The sequence below is a fragment of the Ramlibacter sp. AN1015 genome (assembly GCF_037726105.1).
Classification (GTDB): domain Bacteria; phylum Pseudomonadota; class Gammaproteobacteria; order Burkholderiales; family Burkholderiaceae_C; genus Ramlibacter.
On the sequence record NZ_JBBJUM010000006.1, the window covers coordinates 70,541 to 87,350 of the forward strand.

At 70.8% G+C, this 16,810-nt stretch carries 16 protein-coding genes; 13 read left to right on the plus strand and 3 right to left on the minus strand.

Annotated features, from left to right (window positions below; translation table 11 throughout):
• The first annotated feature begins 92 nt into the window (after positions 1-92).
• The 5 genes from WG922_RS11335 (at position 93) to WG922_RS11355 (ending at position 4,997) form a co-directional block, all read left to right on the plus strand.
• Positions 93-761 carry a XamI family restriction endonuclease gene (locus WG922_RS11335; RefSeq protein ID WP_340282938.1) on the plus strand — a complete coding sequence of 223 codons (669 nt, stop codon included), beginning with the start codon at positions 93-95 and terminating at the stop codon, positions 759-761.
• A gap of 131 nt (positions 762-892) precedes the next feature.
• The gene (locus WG922_RS11340; protein WP_340282721.1) at positions 893-2,164 is read left to right on the plus strand and encodes a CaiB/BaiF CoA transferase family protein; all 1,272 of its coding nucleotides are present in this window, start codon (positions 893-895) and stop codon (positions 2,162-2,164) included.
• Between the two features lie 16 nt (positions 2,165-2,180).
• On the plus strand, positions 2,181-3,374 hold the full coding sequence (locus tag WG922_RS11345; protein WP_340282723.1) for a thiolase family protein: 1,194 nt from the start codon (positions 2,181-2,183) through the stop codon (positions 3,372-3,374).
• Positions 3,371-3,805 (plus strand): Zn-ribbon domain-containing OB-fold protein, encoded by a 435-nt coding sequence (locus WG922_RS11350; protein WP_340282724.1) that lies wholly within the window; start codon positions 3,371-3,373, stop codon positions 3,803-3,805. Before WG922_RS11345 ends, WG922_RS11350 begins: the two co-directional genes overlap by 4 nt.
• A 34-nt stretch (positions 3,806-3,839) precedes the next feature.
• Positions 3,840-4,997, plus strand: a complete 1,158-nt coding sequence (locus tag WG922_RS11355; RefSeq protein ID WP_340282725.1) for an acyl-CoA dehydrogenase family protein — start codon at positions 3,840-3,842, stop codon at positions 4,995-4,997.
• 173 nt (positions 4,998-5,170) lie between these two features.
• Here WG922_RS11355 and WG922_RS11360 read toward each other — a convergent pair whose 3' ends face one another.
• Both WG922_RS11360 and WG922_RS11365 read right to left on the minus strand, forming a co-directional pair.
• Positions 5,171-5,680, minus strand: a complete 510-nt coding sequence (locus WG922_RS11360; RefSeq protein ID WP_340282726.1) for a MaoC/PaaZ C-terminal domain-containing protein — start codon at positions 5,678-5,680, stop codon at positions 5,171-5,173.
• Positions 5,681-5,684: 4 nt separating this feature from the next.
• Positions 5,685-6,260: a DUF2889 domain-containing protein gene (locus WG922_RS11365; RefSeq protein ID WP_340282727.1), complete on the minus strand. Its 576-nt coding sequence runs from the start codon at positions 6,258-6,260 to the stop codon at positions 5,685-5,687.
• Positions 6,261-6,436: 176 nt separating this feature from the next.
• On the opposite strand from WG922_RS11365, the gene WG922_RS11370 reads away from it, so the two are divergent.
• The 8 genes from WG922_RS11370 (at position 6,437) to WG922_RS11405 (ending at position 16,343) form a co-directional block, all read left to right on the plus strand.
• Complete coding sequence (locus tag WG922_RS11370) at positions 6,437-8,056, plus strand: hypothetical protein (RefSeq protein ID WP_340282728.1); 1,620 nt, start codon at positions 6,437-6,439, stop codon at positions 8,054-8,056.
• Between the two features lie 20 nt (positions 8,057-8,076).
• The gene (locus WG922_RS11375) at positions 8,077-9,201 is read left to right on the plus strand and encodes a CaiB/BaiF CoA transferase family protein (protein ID WP_340282729.1); all 1,125 of its coding nucleotides are present in this window, start codon (positions 8,077-8,079) and stop codon (positions 9,199-9,201) included.
• A gap of 349 nt (positions 9,202-9,550) precedes the next feature.
• Positions 9,551-10,870 (plus strand): Rieske 2Fe-2S domain-containing protein, encoded by a 1,320-nt coding sequence (locus WG922_RS11380; RefSeq protein ID WP_340282730.1) that lies wholly within the window; start codon positions 9,551-9,553, stop codon positions 10,868-10,870.
• A 144-nt stretch (positions 10,871-11,014) separates the two neighbouring features.
• Positions 11,015-12,175: an acyl-CoA dehydrogenase family protein gene (locus WG922_RS11385; protein WP_340282731.1), complete on the plus strand. Its 1,161-nt coding sequence runs from the start codon at positions 11,015-11,017 to the stop codon at positions 12,173-12,175.
• 22 nt (positions 12,176-12,197) lie between these two features.
• The gene (locus WG922_RS11390) at positions 12,198-13,334 is read left to right on the plus strand and encodes an acyl-CoA dehydrogenase family protein (RefSeq protein WP_340282732.1); all 1,137 of its coding nucleotides are present in this window, start codon (positions 12,198-12,200) and stop codon (positions 13,332-13,334) included.
• Between the two features lie 47 nt (positions 13,335-13,381).
• Entirely contained in the window at positions 13,382-14,959 is a 1,578-nt protein-coding gene (locus WG922_RS11395) for an acyl-CoA synthetase (RefSeq protein ID WP_340282733.1), read from the plus strand.
• A complete protein-coding gene (locus tag WG922_RS11400) occupies positions 14,959-15,984 on the plus strand; it encodes a phosphotransferase family protein (RefSeq protein ID WP_340282734.1) in 1,026 nt (341 codons plus the stop codon). The genes WG922_RS11395 and WG922_RS11400 overlap by 1 nt, the downstream gene beginning before the upstream one ends.
• Positions 15,981-16,343 (plus strand): DUF6285 domain-containing protein, encoded by a 363-nt coding sequence (locus tag WG922_RS11405; protein WP_340282735.1) that lies wholly within the window; start codon positions 15,981-15,983, stop codon positions 16,341-16,343. Before WG922_RS11400 ends, WG922_RS11405 begins: the two co-directional genes overlap by 4 nt.
• Positions 16,344-16,407: 64 nt before the next feature.
• On the opposite strand, the gene WG922_RS11410 is transcribed toward WG922_RS11405, so the two are convergent.
• The gene (locus tag WG922_RS11410) at positions 16,408-16,806 is read right to left on the minus strand and encodes a Zn-ribbon domain-containing OB-fold protein (RefSeq protein WP_340282736.1); all 399 of its coding nucleotides are present in this window, start codon (positions 16,804-16,806) and stop codon (positions 16,408-16,410) included.
• Positions 16,807-16,810 lie beyond the last annotated feature (4 nt).

A 16,810-nucleotide genomic window follows, 5' to 3' on the forward strand; every position in this document is an offset into this window, starting at 1 on the left:
TGCCGGCGCAAGAGCGGCTTCATTGCGACCTGCAGGACTGGATGGCACCAGGCGCGCGGATCTGGCAGCACCTCTCTTCCCGGTCGCCAGCCATGCAAAGGCGCCCACGGTCGGACTTCGCGACTGACGACCGAGAAATCGGGCCGGCCCGCGCTGCCGATGGAGGCGCTCGCCGTGAGCGATGCCTTTCTTGCGCGCCGCTCGCGCCCACTCACCCGTTGGCTCGACCTGCGGCGGCAGCCCACCCGCGCCGAACTGCGCCGCCTCTTCGTGTCGGTCGCGCCGCTGATCGCACGCCAGCAGGTGCAGGACATCCAGCGCAATCGTGCAGCAGCCGCGCAGGGAGCGCCGTCGTCCAGCTGCTCAAGGACATGGGCTGGAAGCAGCTGCCTGCCAAGTCCATCGACACGCTCGGTGCCCTGCCGTTCAAGCACTTCAGCCACAAGACACGGTTCGCTACGAAGAGCGTGACCCCGCAGGAGGTCGATCTGGCGCTCGGCTTCAAGGGCACCGTCGTCCTTGCGATCGAGTGCAAGGTTTCGAACGACGGCACCAACTCCATCAAGCGCGTCAACGACGTGATCAAGAAGGCTGCGGCCTGGAAAGATTACTGGGGCAACTTCGTGAAGACGGCCGCCGTGCTGCAGGGCGTGATCGCGCCCAGGGACGTGAACCGGCTCCTCGACCAGGAGGTCGAGGTCTTCTGGTCGCATGACCTGGCGGCCTTCGAAGCCTGGCTCGTGTCACAAGGGCAGGTCTAGTTCATCGATCGCACGCGCAGCGCTCGACCGCTGCTGAGAACCCCGAGTGGCCGTGCATCGGCCGTACCATTGCCAAACAGGCCGGCGAAGGTAGAATGGTTGGACCAACGCTTCCCCACAGGGATTCCGACGTGTTCGACCAATCAAGAATCAACGCCTTGCCCGAGGCGCCGCCCACCGATGCGGGGGCGCCGCGCGTGCTCGACGGCGTGCGGGTAATCGATTTCACGCACTTCGTCGCGGGGCCGCTGGCCACCATGACGCTGGCCGACTTCGGTGCCGATGTGATCAAGATCGAGTCGCCCGGCAAGGGCGACGATTTCCGGTACTACCCGCCGCACGACCCCGAATTGCCGGCCCAGGGCGCGCCCTACCTCTGGACCAATCGCAACAAGCGCAGCCTCGGCCTGGACATGAAATCCCCGGCCGGACTCGCGGTCGCAAAAGCGCTCATCGAATCGGCCGATGTGCTGGTCGAGAACTTTTCCACCGGTGTCATGGAGCGCTTCGGGCTCGACTGGGAGACCTGCCGCAAGCTCAACCCGCGCCTGATCTACACCTCGGTCTCGGCCTACGGCCGCAGCGGCCCGTATGCCGACCGGCTGGGGTTCGATCCGGTGGCGCAGGCCGAGAGCGGCTTCATCTCGATGAACGGCTACCCCGACCGGCAGGGCGTGCGCTCGGGCGCCGCAGTGATGGACACGGCCACCGCCATCAGCGCCACCAACGCCATCCTGCTGGCGCTGCTGGCCCGCGCCAAGGACGGCAAGGGGCAGTTCGTCGAGGTGGCGCTGTTCGACACGGCCATCCTCATGACCGGCTTCGGCGCGATGCAGCACCTGACCACGGGCTACGAGCCCCGGCGCAACGGCAACACCAGCCCCGACACCTGCCCCTCGGGCGTGTTCGAGTGCCAGGACATGCCCTTCTATATCAACTGCGGCAACGACGCGATCTTCGTGCGCCTGTTCGAGCAGGTGCTCGAGCGCCCCGACATCGCGCACGACCCGGTGCTGTCGCGCCGCGACGCCCGGCTCGCCGAACGCGAGCGCCTTTTCCGGATCATGGAGGAGGAGTTCGCCAAGCATCCCTGGAGCCACTGGCAGCCGCGCCTGCGCGCCGCCGGCGTGCCCAGCGGCGAGGTGCGCACGCTCGCCCAGGCGCTGGCTTCGGACGAGGCGCGCTCGCGCGGCCTGGTGCATCGCATCCCGCATCCGGTCAAGGGCTGGATTCCCAACGTCGCGACTCCGCTGCGGCTATCGCGCACGCCGGCCGTCCCGGCCCGTGCGGCGCCCGCCGTGGGCGCCGACACGCAAGCCATCCTGAGCGAGGTGCTGCACTTCGACGAAGCCCGCATCCGCGAGCTGCGCGAAGCCGGGGCCTTCGGCGCACGCAGCGTCTGAGCGCGCGGCGGGCAGCATGACGCGACAGGTCGCCATCGTCGGCGCGAGCGCCATTCCGGTCGGGCGCCACCAGAGCGCCGACGACGCGGCCTTGCAGGCGCTCGAGCACGAGATCCTGGGCCGGCTCGTGGTCGATGCCGTGCAGGACGCGGGCGTGGACAAGCAGGACATCCAGAGCCTGGTGTTCACGTTGCCGCGCCCGTACACGCGCCAGAAGTATTTCCACACCTTCCTGATGGGCCAGCTGCGCCTGGCCTGCCGCGGCAACGTGATGGAGGTGATGGGCAACGGCATGACCGCGGCGCTGGCCTTCGATCAGGCCTGCAACGACATCCTGCTGGGGCGCGCCGAGGTGGCGCTGGCGTTGGGCATCAACATGGAAAGCGCGGTGTCCGCCGCCGAACACATGATGAGCAGCATGCGCACCACGGGCGACGTGGACTTCCACACCTCGGCGGGGTTCACGCCGATCGCCTGGTATGCGATGGATGCGATGCGCTACATGCACGAGCACGGCGCCACGCGCGCGCAGTTCGCCGCCGTCGCCGTGAAGAACCGTGGTCACGCGGCGCTGAATCCGGTCGCCCAATACCGCAAGCCCATCACGCTCGACGAGGTGCTGGCCCAGCGGCCCATCGTCGAGCCGCTCGGCCTGTACGACGTGCCGCCGCGCGGCGATGGCGCCGCCTGCCTGGTGCTGGCGAGCGAGGCGGTGGCGAAGTCGCTCGGGCGGCCCTACGTGCTGGTGCGCGGGCGCGGCTTCTGCCACGACGGCACGCACCAGATCAGCGACGTGCCCAACGACATGATCGCGTTCGACGCGGCGCGCCAGGCGGCGGGCGCCGCCTACGCCCAGGCCGGCATCGCGGCGGCCGATATCGACGTGGCCGAGCTGTATGCGCCGTGCACCATCGTCGAGGTGCTGGTGAGCGAGGCCGTCGGCCTGGTGGAGCGCGGACGGGGCGCGCAAGCGGCCGCCGAAGGGCAGACCCGCCTGGGCGGGCGCATTCCGATCTCCACCTCGGGCGGGCTGACCTCGCGCGGCCATCCGGCGTACGTCACCTCCCTCTACAACTACGTCGAGCTCGCCGAGCAACTGCGCGGCCGCGCCGGCGAGCGGCAGGTGCGCGATGCGCGCTTCGGCCTCGCCACCGGCGAGCTGGGCAACTACAACGCCGCGCTGGTGCACGTGCTGGAGGCGGTGCGATGAGCCGGCTGCCAGAAGTGCGGATCGACGCCACGCGCGCCTATCCGCCGCGCGCGTCGGAGTTCACGCAGACCTTCTGGGAAGCGTTGCGCGAGGGTCGTTGGCGCACCACGGCCTGCCAGGCCTGCGGGCGCCGCACCTTCCCGCCCAAGCCCGTGTGCCCGCACTGCTGGAGCACGGAAGTGGCGTGGGTCGATGCAGGCACGCAGGGCGTGCTGTACGCGTGGACTCGCATCCACGCCGCGCCAGCCGTGTTCGCGCCCGAAGCACCGTACGCCTGCGGCATCGTCGATCTGGACGAAGGCCTGCGCCTGGCCTGCCGGCTGGTGGAGCCGCCCGGCGCGCCATTGGCGATCGGACAGCGCATCGAAATGGTCGTGCTGCAGTACCGGGACGGGCCGCTCTTCGCGGCGCGCCCGCTGGGCGCTGCGTGAGCGCATCCCATCACCGAAAACAGGAGAGAACCGAATGTCCCTGATCAACACCGTCGGCCTGACCGAAGACCAGCGCATGATGCGCGAAGGCGTGCTGGACCTGCTCTCGCGCCATCTGCCGTGGGAGAACGTGCGCAAGATGGACGAGGCGCGCGAGTTCCCGCACGAGGCCTACCAGGCCCTCGCCGATGCCGGCTACATCGGCCTGTTCTACCCCGAGGAGCTCGGCGGCATGGGCGGCTCGTACCGCGACATTGCGGTGTTCCTGGAGACGCTGGGCTACTACTACACCGGCATCGCGCAGGCCATCACCACCTCGGCCGTGTATGCAGGCATGCACGTCGCCAAGTTCGGCACGCCCGAGCTGCAGCGCGAGCTGGTGCCGCGCATCATCGACGGCACGGCCAAGCTGGCGCTGGGCATGTCCGAGCCGGGCACCGGCTCCGACGTGGCGGGCATCAAGACCTACGCCGAGCGGCGCGGAGACGAGTACATCCTCAACGGCAACAAGGTCTGGATCACCTGCGCCCACGTGGCCGACTACCTGGTGGTCATCACGCGCACCGACCGCGACGGCGCGAGCCGCCACCAGGGCATCAGCACGCTGCTGGTCGATGCGCGCGCTCCGGGAGTGACGATCCGCCCGCTGGCCATGCTCGGGCGGCGCACCACGCATGCCAACGAGATCTTCTTCGACAACGTGCGCGTGCCGGCCACCAACCTCTTCGGCGGCGAGGGCCGCGCCTGGCGCAACATCATGAGTTGCCTGGGCCTGGAGCGGCTGGGGCTGGCGGCCATCTCGGCCGGGCACTGCTTCAAGATCACCGAATACGCCCGCGACTATGCCAAGCAGCGCGTGCAGTTCGGCAAACCCATCTCGGAGTTCCAGGTGATGCAGCACAAGCTCACGGACATGCTGATCCTGTCCGAGACGGCGCGGCAGATGGTCTATCGCACCGCCGACGTGCTCGACGCGGGGCTGCCGGCGGTGGCCGAGGCGTCCATGGCCAAGATCGTCGCCACCGAGAACAACTTCAAGTGCGCCGACATCGGCATGCAGGTGCTGGGCGGCGCCGGCTACTCGATGGAGTACGACATGCAGATGTTCTTCCGCGACTCGCGAGTCGGTCCCATCGGCGGCGGCACCAATGAGATCCAGCGCAACATCCTGGCCAAGCAGATGGATCTGTGAGGACGGCCCCCCGCGAGAGACGGAAACAAACCGGGCTGCGGCCCGGTTTCTTCCTTCTGTGCGGCGGTCCCGGGAGATGGCGAGCGAAGGCGGACGCGGCCCCGGCGACAGCTGGCGCCGCCGCACGCCCGGTCCTTGCTGCTTTCGACGCCGCCGAGCGCGTGGGGCGATGCTCAGCCCGCCGGCACCTCGCGGCACTTGTACATGTTCGAGATCAGCATCGAATGCACGGTCTCGCCGCGCTGGTTCTTGACGATGCGCTCGCAGGTGACGATGCCGCGTGTCGCGCTGCTCGTGAGCTTCTTGTCCGTGGGCGTAATCAGCGCGTGGATGGTGTCGTTGGCCTTCACCGGAAGGTGCATGCGCCAGTTGTCCAGGCCCGTCATGGCGATGATGGTCCCGTCGTTGATGCCGCTGAGGCACTGCAGGCCGCCCACGATCGCCAGCACCAGCGGGCCGTGCGCGATCGGCTCGCCGTAGGGCTGGGTCTTGCAGAACTCGTGGTCCACGTGCGGCGCGTTGTGGTCGCCCGAAAGGCAGGCGAAGTTCACGATGTCGGCGAGTGTGACGGTGCGGCGCGAGGTGACGATGGTGCGGCCGATCTCGAAGTCCTCGAAGTACATGCCGCGCGGCTCGCGGCTGTAGGTGTAGCTGGCGGTGGCGTCGTTGTCGGTGGCGGGCATGGTTCTATTCCTGGGGCGGCACCGCGGCTGCGGGTTCGTGGAATTGCGGGTAGTAGCGCAGCACCACCGGCCCGTCGAGGCGCCAGCCGTGGCACTGGCCGAGGAAGTAGGGGCGTTCGGTGGACGGCTCGCCGGTTCGGCGCCGTTGCTGGCCGTGCCAGGTCGGGATGGTCTGCAGCGCTGCGGTGGCCAGGTTCACCAGCAGCTCACGCAGGTGCGTGCAGCCGCGTTCGCCGCCCATGCAAGCGTCCACGGTGCGGCGCCAGCCCGGCCCGATGCGTGCGCCCACCATCGGCTGCAGCGCCTCTTCGGCCTCGCGGCACGTTCCGAACGGCGCGGCGAGCATGCGCGCGCTGGCGGCCCGCACGACGAGGGCGTCGTCGAGCGTGAGCGTGATGCGCATGTGGTGCACCGACTCGCCGGCAGGAAGCAGTCCGCGCTCGTGCACCTCGGTGTCGTAGTGGCGCCAGTCGCGCAGCTCGGCCTCCATGTCCCACAGTCCGTCGCTGCGCCGGAAGCCGTTGAATTCGATGCGACGCGTGTGCAGGTGCTCGCGGGTGGGATCGCGGTGGGGGGACATGGGCAGAGGCTTCGCGGTTCGTTCAATGCGGGCGGGGAGGTGGTGTGTGCGTCTGAGTGGCGAGGGCTTCGCGGCAGATGAACATCGCCCGCTATCGACGCGTCAATGGTAGGGCCATTGTATAGTCCTGGGATGACGGCTGGCAAACGGGCGCGACGCGCGCAGGGAGAGGGCGCATGCGGATGACCCGGCCCGCACTGCTGGGGCTGGCGCAGCTGGGCGTCCTCACGTTCACGGTGATCGATCTCGCGTCGCCGCAGCCTTGGGCGGTGTGGCTCATCGCTGCATCGGCCCTCGCCGTCGTGGCGCTGGGGGACGCACCCGCTTCGCTCGGCATGCGCCGGACGGCGGCCGTGCTGGCCCTGCTCACGGTGGCGCTCCTGCCCACGCTGGCGGCGCCCGGTGAGGTAGTCGAACAGGGCATCCGCATCGGTGGACTGATCTCCTCCATCCTCATGTCCGTAGCGCTGCTCTCGCGCGCGGCGCAGCGGGTGGCGCTGCTGCGGCAGGTGGTGGTGGCGCTGCTGGAAGTGCCGGTCCGGCGCCGTGGCTTGTCGATGGCCTTGGCGACGCAGTTGTTCGGTGGCTTCCTCGGGTTCGCGGGCATCAGCATGCTCATGGAGGTGGCCTCGCAGCGGCCGGCCACCGCCCAGGAGCGGCTGCAGTGCTTCCGGCGCATCTCCCGTGGCTTCGCGGCGGCCAACCTCTGGAGCCCCATGTTCAGCAACATCAGCATCCTCCTGGCGCTGAGCCCCGGCCTCAGCTGGGCGCGGGTTTTTCCGCTGGCGGTGCTGCTGGCGCTGGCCAGTCTTGCACTGGGATTGGCACTGGACCGGGTGCACCCTGTGGCGGGTGCCCGGGCCGATGGCGGCGACACCGAAGACGCAGGCAACGGGGGCTCCGTCAGTACCGTGAGCGCCATGACACCCTTGGGCACGGTGGCGGCCGTACGCGAGGCGAGCGCCGTCGGCGCCGGGAGCTCCGTCGGAAGCATCGGCCTCGTGCGGCTGGCGCAAGCCGTGGAGTCCGGAACACCAGGCACCGGCACCGGCACTGTCACGGGTACCGCAGGCGCAGGCGCAGGCATAGCGAAGCCGTCCGACCCTGCACCGCCCCTGGAAGGCGCGGGACTTGCGGCGGTGCTGCGCGCCGCCTGGCCGGTCTTTGCCTGCATGTGCGCCGTCCTGACGTGCGTGCTCGGCCTGAGCATCGCCGCGCACCTGCCTGTGGCGGCCATCATCATCGTCGCGGCGCCGCTGGGCGCGCTCGTGCTGGCCGCAACGCTGGGGCCCGGACCGCGCGGTCTGCGCGGTGCGGCGGGGCAACTCGCCGCCGACTTCCGCGGACTGCGCCCGCTCGCCGGCGAGGTGCGCCTGCTGATGGCATCGGGCTGCGCCGGCACCGTCATCGCCGCGGCCATCCCGGCGGCGTGGACTGCGCCGCTTTCGGCGGCACTCGCGCCTTATCCGGTTCTCGGCTGCCTCTTCCTCGCATCGGCGGTGGTGCTGCTGTCCTGCACCTCGGTGCATCCGATGCTCTCGGGCATCGTGGTCGCCGGTGCGTTCCCGGCCGCGGCGATGGGCCTGCCGCCGGTGGCGCACGTGCTCACCGTGCTGGCAGGCCTGGGACTGGCCGTCACCACCACGCCGTTCTCGGTGGTCAGCCTCAGCGCCAGCCGCTTCTCCGGTTTGCCGCTGCTCACGGTGAGCATGCGCGCGAACCTCGGCTTCGCCGCGTTGAGCACGGTACTGGTGGGCCTGCTGCTCGGGGGCGCGGCTGACTACTTTCCTCGGTGATCACGACAAGGAGCGACCCCATGACCCCTGACAACCCGACCCCCCGCGCGCCCACCGCCGGCGGCCCGCTCGCCGGGCTGCGCGTGGTGGAGTTCGCCGGCATCGGCCCCGGCCCGTTCGCCTGCATGCTGCTGTCCGACATGGGAGCGCAGGTCGTTCGCATCGACCGGCCCGACGCGCGGCTGGGCGATGCGCACGACATCGTGGGCCGCGGGCGCCGCACGGTGCTGCTGGACCTCAAGGACGAAGGCGATCGCGCGCAGGCGCTGGAGCTGCTCGCGCATGCCGACGTGCTCGTCGAGGGCTTCCGCCCGGGCGTGATGGAGCGCCTCGGCCTGGGCCCGCAGGAGGTGGCCGAGCGCAACCCCAGGCTGGTCTACGGACGCATGACCGGCTGGGGCCAGGACGGCCCGCTCGCGCAGTCCGCCGGCCACGACATCAACTACGTCGCGCTGTCTGGCGCGCTGGCGGCCGTCGGTGAACCCGGCGGCGCGCCCCTGCCGCCGCTGAACCTGGTGGGCGACTACGGCGGCGGCAGCCTCTACCTGGTGGCGGGCGTGCTGGCGGCGGTGATCGAGGCGCGCCAGAGCGGCCGCGGCCAGGTGGTCGATGCCGCCATCAGCGACGGCGTCGTCTCGCTCATGAGCCTGTTCCAGGCGCAGGCCGCGCGCGGCCGCTGGCAGGAGGCGCGCGGCAGCAATCTGCTCGACGGCGGCGCACCGTTCTACCGCGCCTACGAAACCGCCGACGGCGCCTGGGTGTCCATCGGTCCGCTGGAGCCGAAGTTCTTCGCGCAGCTGTGCGAGAAGGTGGGCGTGCCGCCCGCGCTGCGCGACGCGCAGGGCGACCGCGCACGCTGGCCGGCGCTGCGCGACGCATTCGAAGCGATCTTTCGCAGCCGCAGCCGCGCCGCCTGGTGCGAGCTGCTCGAGGGCAGCGACGCCTGCTTCGCGCCGGTGCTGACCCTGTCCGAGGCCGCGCGGCACCCGCACCACCAGGCGCGGGGCAGCTTCGTGGATGTCGCGGGCGTGCTGCACACCGCGCCCGCGCCGCGCTTCTCGCGCACGCCCTCGGCCATCCAGGGGCCGGCGCCCCGCCAGGCGGTGGAACTGCAGGAGGTGCTGCGCGCGTGGCGCGAGGGCTGAGCGCCGCTTGTTGGGAATGCCGCGTCTCCAGAGGCGGGCGCGAGCCCTGGCGCCAAGGACGCACCACCACCTGGCAGCAGGCCCGTTCAGCGGTCTCCGGCTCGCGGGCGAAGGTCCGCAGCGCGTGCGCCGCCCTCCCGCCTCGGTGCGTGCGCCGTCGTGCTCAAGGTAGGCATGCTGCTCGAGCGTGCGGTGGAGGCGGGAACGCCACTGCGGAGCCTGCAGGCCGATGCGCGCCGGTCGCCTCAAAGAAGGTCGATCGGCCACCGTCGCCGTTGACTGGCCGACATGCGCGATGCTACGATAGGTCCAATGGTAGTACCAAACCGACGAACAGGAGCATGACGTCATGTTGACCCGCGAAGACAACGAGCGCCTGGTGCGCGTGGGCCCGGGCACCGAGATGGGGCGGCTGATGCGCCTCTACTGGATTCCCTTCCTGCTCTCGCGCGATGTTCCGCCCGACGGGCAGCCGTATCGCGTGCGGCTGCTTGGCGAAGACCTGCTGGCCTTTCGCGACACGCAGGGGCAGGTCGGGCTGGTCGATCAGGCCTGCCCGCACCGTGGCGCTCCGCTCGTGTTCGCGCGCAACGAGGAGGGCGGGCTGCGCTGCGTCTACCACGGCTGGAAATTCACCACCACCGGCGCCTGCGAGGAAATGCCCGCCGAGCCGGCCGGCTCGCGCATGCCGACGCGCGTGCGCCTGAAGGCCTATCCGGTGCGCGAGCGCAACGGCGTGCTGTGGACCTACATGGGGCCCGATCCCGAGCAGCCGCCCGAGCTGCCGATGGTCGAGTGGAACCTGGTGCCGCAGGAGCAGGTGGCGCTGTCGGTGCGGGTGCAGGAGTGCAACTGGCTGCAGGCGCTCGAAGGCGAGGTGGACTCCGCGCACGCCGCCCTGCTGCACGGCCGCGTCGATACCTCGGGCGCGATCAACCAGTGGAAGCAGGCGCAGGACCTGGCGCCGAGCTTCGAGTGCGCGGTGCACGACTCGGGCGTGAGCATCGCCTCGCGCCGCAAGATCGGCGAGGACCGCAACTACATCCGTGTGAACCAGTTCCTGATGCCGTTCTGGACTCTCGTGCCGCCGCAGAGCCACTTCCCCGAACTGAGCGGCCATGCCTGGGTGCCCATCGACGACGAGCACACGCTGTGCCTCATGTTCTCCTACCACCCGGCGCAGCCTTTCTACGAAAAGACGCGCCGGCTGTTCAAGGAGGGCCACGGCGGCCGCGAAACCGGCCATGCTTCGGAGAAGGCCTTCGAGCCGCGGCCGGTCACGGTGCCGTATCACACGTACTGGACGGTCTACAACCGCGCCAACGCCTACCGATTCGACTACCAGCTGCAGGTGGACAAGTTCAACTCGGGCCTGCCGGGGCTGTGGGTGCAGGACGCCGCCTGCCAGTCGGGCGTGGCGCCGATCTACGACCGCACGCGCGAGAACCTCGGCAGCAGCGACACCGGCGTGGTGCGCACGCGCCGGCTGCTGCTCGACGCGGTGCGCAAGCTCGCCACCGAGAACGTGGTGCCGCCCTCGGCCGCCAAGCCCGAGCAGTACCTGTGGCGTGCCATCAGCATCACCGTTCCCGCCGGCGCCGACTGGAAGGCGGAAGGCGCCGAGTTCATGAGGGCTCGGCCGGGGCAGGGCTTCGGCTACGAGCCTTGAGTTCCTTGAGCCGGGCACCGCGGGGCGGCCTGCGCATGGATCCCCACCCAGCGACACCGCAGCCTCTGCTTGTGTCCGGCGAATTGGTAGAACCATAATGCACGCATGCCGGCGCGGGCCGGCGTGCCCCTCCCGAGGACACCGATGGATCTTGAACTGACGCCGGCGCAGCGCGCCTTCCGCGCCGAAGTGCGCGCCTTCATCGCCGAACGGCTGCCGCAGGAGATCCGCGAGCGGCTGCGCGCCGGGCACCCGCCCCGCAAGCAGGACACCGTGCAGTGGCAGCGCATCCTGAACGAGCGCGGCTGGGCGGCGCCGCACTGGCCCAGGCGCTACGGCGGTGCCGAACTCGGGCAGATGGAGCGGCTGATCCTGCTCGACGAGCTCTACCGCGCGCCGGCGCCGCTGCCGCAGGTCTTCAACCTCACCATGCTCGGCCCGGTGCTGATGAAGTTCGGCACGCCCCAGCAGTGCGACCATTTCCTGCCCCGGCTCGCCAACCTCGACCTGTGGTTCTGCCAGGGCTTTTCCGAGCCCGGCTCCGGCTCCGACCTCGCCTCGTTGCGCACCGCGGCGCGCCGCGAAGGCGACGAGTACGTGGTCAACGGCCAGAAGATCTGGACCACCACCGCGCACGTCGCCGACTGGGTCTTCGCGCTGGTGCGCACGGACACCGGCGCGCGCAAGCAGGAAGGCATCTCCTTCCTGCTCATCGACCTGCGCACGCCCGGCATCACCATCCGCCCCATCACGTCCATCGACGGCGAGCACCATCTCAACGAGGTGTTCTTCGACGAGGTGCGGGTGCCGGTGGCCAACCTGGTGGGTGAAGAGAACAGGGGCTGGGACTGCGCCAAGTTCCTGCTGGCCAACGAACGCACCGGCATCGCCAACGTGGGCCTGTGCCGCGAGCGCCTGGACCACGCGCGCGAGGTCGCCGCGCGCACGCGCCAGGGCGACGCGCGGCTGCTCGACGATGCGCGCCTGCGCAGCGAGATGGCGCAGCTCGACGCCGAGATACGCGCGCTCGAACTCACCAACTGGCGCTTCCTGCTCACGCCCTCGGCGCAGCAGGCCCTGCCGGCCTTCGCGTCGGTGCTCAAGCTCAAGGGCGTGGAGCTGCAGCAGGAGATCAATGCCTTGCTGGCGCGCATCGCCGGCCCTGCGGGCCTGGAGCGGCGCGGCGCCGACGACACGGTGCACGGCCCGCTCACGCCGCGCTACTTCTATTCGCGCGCCGCGAGCATCTATGGCGGCACCAGCGAAGTGCAGAAGGACATCCTGGCCAAGGCCATCGTCGGCTGACCCTACGACAAGGAACACGCACATGGACTTCGAGCTCAACGACGAGCAGCGCGCACTGAAGGACAGCCTCGCGCGCGTGCTGGCCGACCGCTACGGATTCGAGCAGCGCCGCGCCATTGCGGCCGGCGCGCGCGGACATGACGAGGCGACCTGGAAGACGCTGGGCGAACTCGGCGTCCTGGGACTGGCGGTGCCCGAGGCCTACGGCGGCTTCGGAGGCCGCTGCGAGGACCTGCTGCCGGTGATGCAGGAGCTGGGCGCGGCCCTGTCGCTCGAGCCGGTGCTGCCCTGCGTGCTTGCTGCGACGGCGCTGCGCACCGGCGCCGACGAGGCGCTGTGCGCGCGGGTGCTGCCGTCCCTGGCGACCGGCGAGCGCATCGTGGCCTGGGCCCACGACGAGACGGCGGGGCGCCACGCGCCACGCTGGATCGAGACGGCGGCGCGCCGCGAGGGCAGCGGCTGGGTGCTCGAAGGCGTCAAGCCCGCCGTGCCGGGCGCGCCGCTGGCCTCGCAGTTCGTCGTGAGCGCGCGCGTCTCCGGTGCCCCGGATGCGCGCGAGGGATGCGCGCTGTTCCTGGTCGATGCCACGGCGCACGGCCTGCAGGTGCAACCGCACCGCCTGGTCGATGACAGCGTGGCCGGCGAGCTGGTGCTGCAGCATGTCCCGGCGCAAGCCCTGGCCGATCCGCTCGACGGCGCGCGTGGCGATACCGCCATCGCCGCCACCCTCGCGGTGGGCACCGCCGCGGCCTGTGCCGACATGGTGGGCACGATGGGTGCGGCCTTCCGGCTCGCGATGGACTACCTCAACACCCGCCGCCAGTTCGGCCGGCTCATCGGCGAAAACCAGGCCCTGCGCCACCGGGCGGCCGAGATGCTGGTGAGCCTGGAGATGGCGCGCAGCATGGCGATTGCCGCCGCCGTCGCGGTGGACCAGCCCGACGGCGAAGGCGCCGCGCTCGACCTGCACCGCGCCAAGCTCTCGATCGGACGGCACGCCCGCAGCGTGGCGCACGGCGCGATCCAGCTGCACGGCGGCATCGGCATGACAGAGGAATACGCGGTGGGGCACACGCTGCGCCGCATCCATGTGCTGGACCAGTGGTTCGGCGACGCCGATGCGCATGCCGCGCGGCTGGCGCAGGCGCTTGCGGCCTGAGCTGCGCACCACGAAAACCACCAGAGCGAGCGGAGCGAGACACCCCCATGAACCAGCCCACGAAATCGCCGACGACCTTGCCGGCGCACGAGCGGACGCAGCAAGCCTTGATCTACCTCGACGAGCAGGGCGTCGCGCGCGACGAGGTGCTGCTGCAGGGGCGCCGCGCCGCCACCGGATTGCACGCGCTCGGCGTGCGCGAGGGCGACACCGTCGCCCTGCTGCTGCGCAACGATTTCGCCTTCTTCGAAGTGCAGCAGGCGGCCGCCGCCGTGGGGGCCTATTCGGTTCCGCTCAACTGGCACGGCAAGGCGGACGAGGCCTCCTACATCCTGCGCGACGCCCGGCCCAGGGTGCTGGTCGCCCACGCCGACCTGCTCGCCGCGCTGCGCCCGCACCTGCCGGCCGGGCTGCAGGTGCTCGTGGTGCCCACGCCGCCCCAGGTGCAGGCGCGCTACGGCATTCCCGAGGCGCTGTGCCGCGTGCCCGAAGGCGACATCTCCTGGCCGCAGTGGTGCGCCGGCTTCGCACCCTGGAGCGAGCCGCCCAAGCGCAGCCGCGCCACCATGATCTACACCTCGGGCACCACGGGGCATCCCAAGGGCGTCAAGCGCGATCCCGCCACGCCCGAGCAGGCGCAGGCCTACGTGGAGCAGATCGCGCAGGTCTACGGCCTGCGGCCCGGCGCGCGCTCGCTGGTCACGGGGCCGCTCTACCACGCGTCGCCGAACGCGTACGGACGCCAGGCGCTGATGGTGTCCGACGTGCTGGTGCTGCAGTCGAAGTTCGACCCCGAGGAGACGCTGGCGGCCATCGAGAAGCACCGCATCACCAACGCCGTGATGGTGCCCACCATGTTCGTGCGCATGCTCAAGCTGCCCCGGGCGGTGCGCGAGCGCTACGACGTGAGCTCGCTCAATTGGGTCACGCACACGGGCGCGCCGTGCCCGCGCGAGGTGAAGCAGGAGCTGATGCAGTGGTGGGGCCCGGTGGTCTACGAGACCTACGGCGGCACCGAGGTCGGCACTGCCACGCTGGCGACGCCGCAGGACTGGCTGGAGCACCCCGGCTCGGTCGGCGTGCCGACGGAGGGCACCCGCATCGCCTTCTACGGCGAGGACGGCCAACCCGTCGCCCCCGGCGAGCCCGGCGAGATCTACATGCGCGTGCCCGCCTATGCCGACTTCACCTACCTCAACCATGAGGAGAAGCGGCGCAGCGTCGAGCGTGACGGCCTCATCAGCGTGGGCGACATCGGCTACCTGAAGGACGGCCGCCTCTACCTGTGCGACCGGCGCTCCGACATGGTGATCTCGGGCGGCACCAACATCTATCCGGCCGAAATCGAGATGGTGCTCACGCAGTGCCCCGGCGTGCAGGACTGCGCGGTCTTCGGCATTCCCGACGAGGACTTCGGCGAGTCGCTGGCAGCGGCCGTCCAGCTGATGCCGGGGGCCCAGCTCACGGCGGCCGATATCCAGGGTTGGCTGGAAGCGCGGCTGGCCCGCTACAAGGTTCCGCGGCGCATCGATTTCCATGCCGAGTTGCCGCGCGAGGACAGCGGCAAGATCTTCAAGCGGCGCCTGCGCGATCCGTTCTGGCAGGCCACCGGGCGCAAGATCTGATGCTGGCCGGCGACGCGCAGCAGCAGGCGACGGCCGAGGCGCTGCGGCGCGCCCTGGCCCGCCGCAGCGGCCACGACGGCGAGGTGCGCGCGCTGCGGCGCCTGACCGGCGGCGCCACCAAGCAGACCTGGCGTTTCGACTGGGTGAGCGCGGGCGGCGTCGAGCCGCTGGTGCTGCAGCAGATTCCCGCGCCGGTCCCCGGCGCGGCCGGCGTGCCCAAGCTGCGCGCGGCCCACGAGGCGGCGCTGATGACGGCCGCCCGCGAGGCCGGCGCCCCGGCGCCGCGCGTTCGCCTGGTGCTCGAAGCCGACGACGGGCTCGGCGAGGGCCATGTCACCGCGTGGGTGGAGGGCGAGACCCTGGGGCGCCGCATCGTGCGCGACGCCGGCTTTGCCGTGGCGCGCGCGCGCATGGCGCGCCAGTGCGGCGAGATACTGGCCGCCATCCACCGCGTCCCGCTGGCGCCGCTGGCCTTCCTGCATACGCTTTCGCCGGCGCAGGAGCTGGCGCAGTACGGCGAACTGCTCGCGCAGTGCGGCCTCACGCGCCATGCGGCGCTCGCCTGGTCGCTGCGCTGGGTCGAAGAGCATCTGCCCGGCGAATCGCAGCACGCATTGGTCCACTCCGATTTCCGCACCGGCAACCTCATCGTCGGCCCCGAGGGCGTGCGCTGCGTGCTCGACTGGGAAATCGCGCGCATCGGCGACCCCATGCAGGACCTGGGCGTGCTGTGCCTGCGCAGCTGGCGCTTCGGCGGTGCCGGCGAAGTGGGTGGCTTCGGCGCGCGCGAGGAGCTGTACGCCGCCTACGAAGCCGCGTCGGGCCAGCCGGTGGATCGGGAGCGCGTGCGCTTCTGGGAGGCGTTCTCCAACCTCAAGTGGGCCATCGCCTGCGCCCGCCGAGGTCTCGCCACGCGGCCCGACGGCAGGCCCGCGAGCCTCGAACTGGCGGCCGTGGGGCGCCGGATGGAAGAGCCTTTGTGGGACCTCATGACCCTGGCCGCACCGCAGGAGCACACGCGATGAGCGATTCCGTTCCCACTGCCGACCGGCTGCTCGATGCCGCCGCGGCTTATCTCGAAGACGAGCTGCAGCCGCAGCTGTCCGGCTACTACGCTTTGCAGACCCGCATCTGCGCCAACGTGCTGCGCATCGTGCAGCGCGAGCTGCGGCACGGGCCGGCGCTGGAGCAGGCCGAAGCGCAGCGGCTGCAGGCCCTGCTGGGGCAGCAGGGCGATGAACGCAAGGCGCTCGATGCCGCGCTGGCCGACCGCATCGCCTCCGGCGCGCTGCCGCTGGACGCGCCCGAACTGCTGGAGCACCTGCGCGAGACGCTGCAATCGCGCCTGCGCGTGAACAACCCGAAGTGGACGCAGCGGCCCTGAGGGCCGCGCTCGCCGGTGTCGTCCGCGACAGCCCGGCGCGCTCGCGCTGCGGGCGGCCGTGGCCTCAGGCCGGCGTGAACATCGGCACAGCGGCGCCGCCCTCGGCCGGTTTGAAGCACACCTTCACGGCCTGGCCGATGCGCACGCTGTCCAGGTCGCAATCGACGATGTTGGTGAGCATGGTGATGCCTTCGTCCAGCGTGACGTAGGCGATGGCAAAGGCCTGCGGTGCGCCCTTGCGCGTCACGCTCACGCTGTAGACGGTGCCGCGGCCGGACAGCTCGCACCACTCGGTGTCGCCCATGCAGAAGGGGCACACCGCGCGCGGGTACCAGTGCAGCTTGCCGCAGGCGGTGCAGCGCCGCGTGGTCAGCCGGCCTTCGCGCGCGGCGTTCCAGAAGGGTTCGGTGGCCGCATCGACCAGGGGCGCCGCGAGCGGGCGCTCGACATAGGGGGTGCTCATGCCG

What these genes read in the sequence shown, in the direction of transcription:
- WG922_RS11335 (WP_340282938.1), top strand. Translation starts at nt 93, where the DNA reads ATGCAAAGGCGCCCACGGTCGGACTTCGCGACTGACGACCGAGAAATC.
- WG922_RS11345 (WP_340282723.1), top strand. Translation starts at nt 2,181, where the DNA reads ATGACGCGACAGGTCGCCATCGTCGGCGCGAGCGCCATTCCGGTCGGG.
- WG922_RS11350 (WP_340282724.1), top strand. Translation starts at nt 3,371, where the DNA reads ATGAGCCGGCTGCCAGAAGTGCGGATCGACGCCACGCGCGCCTATCCG.
- WG922_RS11355 (WP_340282725.1), top strand. Translation starts at nt 3,840, where the DNA reads ATGTCCCTGATCAACACCGTCGGCCTGACCGAAGACCAGCGCATGATG.
- WG922_RS11360 (WP_340282726.1), bottom strand. Translation starts at nt 5,680, where the DNA reads ATGCCCGCCACCGACAACGACGCCACCGCCAGCTACACCTACAGCCGC.
- WG922_RS11365 (WP_340282727.1), bottom strand. Translation starts at nt 6,260, where the DNA reads ATGTCCCCCCACCGCGATCCCACCCGCGAGCACCTGCACACGCGTCGC.
- WG922_RS11370 (WP_340282728.1), top strand. Translation starts at nt 6,437, where the DNA reads ATGCGGATGACCCGGCCCGCACTGCTGGGGCTGGCGCAGCTGGGCGTC.
- WG922_RS11375 (WP_340282729.1), top strand. Translation starts at nt 8,077, where the DNA reads ATGACCCCTGACAACCCGACCCCCCGCGCGCCCACCGCCGGCGGCCCG.
- WG922_RS11380 (WP_340282730.1), top strand. Translation starts at nt 9,551, where the DNA reads ATGTTGACCCGCGAAGACAACGAGCGCCTGGTGCGCGTGGGCCCGGGC.
- WG922_RS11385 (WP_340282731.1), top strand. Translation starts at nt 11,015, where the DNA reads ATGGATCTTGAACTGACGCCGGCGCAGCGCGCCTTCCGCGCCGAAGTG.
- WG922_RS11390 (WP_340282732.1), top strand. Translation starts at nt 12,198, where the DNA reads ATGGACTTCGAGCTCAACGACGAGCAGCGCGCACTGAAGGACAGCCTC.
- WG922_RS11395 (WP_340282733.1), top strand. Translation starts at nt 13,382, where the DNA reads ATGAACCAGCCCACGAAATCGCCGACGACCTTGCCGGCGCACGAGCGG.
- WG922_RS11400 (WP_340282734.1), top strand. Translation starts at nt 14,959, where the DNA reads ATGCTGGCCGGCGACGCGCAGCAGCAGGCGACGGCCGAGGCGCTGCGG.
- WG922_RS11405 (WP_340282735.1), top strand. Translation starts at nt 15,981, where the DNA reads ATGAGCGATTCCGTTCCCACTGCCGACCGGCTGCTCGATGCCGCCGCG.
- WG922_RS11410 (WP_340282736.1), bottom strand. Translation starts at nt 16,806, where the DNA reads ATGAGCACCCCCTATGTCGAGCGCCCGCTCGCGGCGCCCCTGGTCGAT.